The sequence below is a fragment of the Bdellovibrionota bacterium genome, assembly GCA_035292885.1.
Lineage (GTDB): Bacteria > Bdellovibrionota_G > JALEGL01 > JALEGL01 > DATDPG01 > DATDPG01.
Genome location: DATDPG010000046.1, coordinates 1 through 2889 on the forward strand (window position 1 = coordinate 1; position 2889 = coordinate 2889).

The window sequence follows — 2889 nt, forward strand, 5'->3', positions numbered from 1 at the left end:
GGGCGAAGGGGGAATGGTTCTGACCGACCGGGAAGACATCGCCGTGCGGGCCCGTGTGTACGGAAATCACGGCCGTCAACGCGATCAAGGCGGGTTAGCCATCTCCGTGGGGCACAACTATCGAATGAGTGAGTTTCATGCCGCGCTCGGTCTCTGGGCGCTCGAGCGCCTTGGGGAGGCGATCGATCGGCGAAAACGGGCGGCCCGCCGTTATGACGACGCGCTCCGGTCGATGGAGGGCGTCACGATAATCCTGGAGCCGGGACGGGCGGAATGGAATCGTCAAAGCTATCCGGTCCGAATCCAGGGGGAACGGCGCGAGCGGATCGCCAACGAACTTCGGAAAAAAGGGATCGAAACCAGCCCGGGTCCGCTTCCCGCTCACATCCATCCGTATATCGTCGCCTCCCTGCACCCGCCTCGACTTTCCGAGACGGAATCCGCTTATGAGGGAACCCTCCTTCTCCCGATGTACGCGGCTCTCACGGAAAACGATCAATCCCAGGTGATCGGCGCGCTTCAAAATGCCCTCGCCTCGTGCCGCTAAGTGCTTCGATCCACAAATACGGTGAAGCACCGAGGTTGTCGATGCGCCGCGTTCTCGGTGTTCGGCGACTGAGGCGTACCGGGAAGTACGACGAAGGAGACGAGTGCCGAGAACGCGGATGCAGCGACGACCGAATGCCAGCGTATTTGTGGATCGAGGCACTCACCTGGCTCGCCTGGCGCGGCGATTTTCCCGAAAATTCCGTCTCGACCTGTCCGGCCTGCGGGTTCTGACGGAAGCGGCGACCGGCCCGTTTTCCGTAACCGCACCCCTGGCGGCGCTCGCCGGTGGGACGGTGTTCGCCGTGGCCCGACCGAACCGGTACGGCTCGGCTGAAAAGTCCGCGCGGCAGGTCCGTGCCGTTGCCCGGAGACTCGGTGTTTCCCATCGAATTCAGATCGTCCGAAACTCGTTTCAGGCGCCTCTCCACACGATCGATCTCGTGACAAATTCCGGAAATGTCCGGCCGATCGATCGATCGTTTCTGAGTCAATTGCACCCGAAAGCGGTTGTCTCGCTGATGGTCGAACCGTGGGAACTCCGCCGACAGGACGTGAATGTTCGCGCGGCGCGCCGTTTCGGGATCGCCCTGGCCGGACCGAATGAAAGAGGCTCGAAGGTCGATGTCTTTCGTTATTTGATTCCGCTTGTCCAACGGATCGCGCGAAAAAATAAGCTTCGATTCAGGCATCGGAACGTCTTGCTCGTCTCAAGTCCGGAATTTCGGCCCTATTTAATTCAAGCCGTTAAAACGCTGGGAGGGACGCCGATCACCCGCCCGCAAAAAGCCGATGTTGTGATTCTTGCCACCGGTCCGAATATAAAAACTTCCCGTACGTTTCTTTCGAAGTGTTCAAACGGGACCCCCGTCATACAACTCTGGGGAGACGTCGACGCGGGGCGCCTGCGCCATTTGCGTTGGCTGCCGAAGGAACCTCCAGTTAAAGGACATATGGGATATCTTTTGAGCGATCTCGGGCCGGAACCGGCGGTGCGTCTGATCGCCGGCGGATTGAAGGTCGGTGAAATTCTGGCCCGGACGCGCGGGAAAGGATATTCCGTGCGAAAGAGCGTCGCCCGGGCCGTTCGTTCGAGTTTCGCGTTGCCCGCCGGGCGATGATAGACTGACGCCACCATGAATGTTCTGATCACGGGCGGCTCCGGATTCGTCGGGTCGCATCTGGCCGAACGGCTACTGGCGGATGGGCATTCGGCCACGCTGATCGACGATCTCTCCACCGGGCAGACACGCAACGTCGAACACCTGGAAAAAAATCCGAAATTTCACCTCATCGTTGAATCAATTACGAATCTCCAAACTTTGGAACCGCTGGTTCAAGCGACCGACCTGATTTATCACCTTGCCGCGGCCGTCGGCGTAAAACTGATCGTCAGCGACCCGGTGGCTACGATCGAGACCAACATCCGGGGAACGGAGGTCGCGCTTCACCTCGCCAACAAATGGCGGAAACCGTTGCTCCTGACCTCCACATCGGAAGTCTACGGCAAGAACAGTTCGAGCCCCTTCCGCGAAGAAGATGACATGGTGTTCGGCCCCACGACGCACTCCCGTTGGAGCTACGCTTGTTCCAAGGCGATTGATGAATTCCTGGCCATTTCGTACCACCGGAAAAAGAAATTGCCGGTGATCGTGGCCCGATTGTTCAACACCGTCGGCCCCAGACAGACGTCTCAATATGGAATGGTCGTTCCGACGTTCGTCCGCCAGGCACTGCAAAACGCCGATATCACGGTATACGGGGACGGAACGCAGTCCCGAACGTTTACGTACGTGACCGACGTCGTCGAAGCTCTGATCCGCCTGCCGAAGCATGAGCAGGCGTTTGGAGAAGTCTTTAACATCGGTGGAAATCGCGAGATTTCGATTCACCAGCTGGCCGAGTTGATCAAAGAGCGTTCCAAATCCAGTTCAAAAATCGTCAAGATTCCGTACGACCGCGCGTACGAACCGGGGTTTGAAGACATGCCGAGGCGGGTCCCGGACATCTCAAAGCTTGCGCGTGTCACCGGGTTCTCCCCAAAAGTGTCGCTCGAAGAGATTATCGACCGGGTGATCGCCTTTTTCCGAAGCGATCCGAGTTTTGTCTAGTGGTCTCCGCGGCCTTCGCCATCGCCTTTGTCCTCTCCGCGCTTTTCACCAAGGTCACGATAGAACTCCTGCACATGCGGGGATGGCTCTTCCGCAGGCCGACGGAGGATCGATGGCATCACGAACCGACTCCGGTCGGCGGCGGCATCGCCATGTTCGTCACTTTTTCGGCGGTCGCCGCCGCGTTCGGCCTGTTGCGCGCCGATCTACTCAATATCCTTTTGGCCGGCGG

4 protein-coding genes are annotated in these 2889 nt (G+C 58.9%); all 4 read left to right on the top strand.

Annotated elements, in window-relative coordinates:
- On the top strand, window positions 1-547 hold a 547-nt coding region (locus VI895_03815; GenBank protein HLG18929.1), incomplete at its 5' end, for a DegT/DnrJ/EryC1/StrS family aminotransferase.
- 118 nt (window positions 548-665) lie between these two features.
- A complete protein-coding gene (locus VI895_03820; protein ID HLG18930.1) occupies window positions 666-1667 on the top strand; it encodes a hypothetical protein in 1002 nt (333 codons plus the stop codon).
- Between the two features lie 15 nt (window positions 1668-1682).
- Complete coding sequence (locus VI895_03825) at window positions 1683-2657, top strand: GDP-mannose 4,6-dehydratase (GenBank protein HLG18931.1); 975 nt, start codon at window positions 1683-1685, stop codon at window positions 2655-2657.
- The coding region (locus tag VI895_03830) for a hypothetical protein (GenBank protein ID HLG18932.1) at window positions 2657-2889 on the top strand (233 nt) is incomplete at its 3' end. The genes VI895_03825 and VI895_03830, both read left to right, overlap by 1 nt.

Bases quoted from the DNA above. Each gene is read 5' to 3' on its own strand.
- VI895_03820 (HLG18930.1), top strand. From the start codon at position 666: ATGCAGCGACGACCGAATGCCAGCGTATTTGTGGATCGAGGCACTCAC.
- VI895_03825 (HLG18931.1), top strand. From the start codon at position 1,683: ATGAATGTTCTGATCACGGGCGGCTCCGGATTCGTCGGGTCGCATCTG.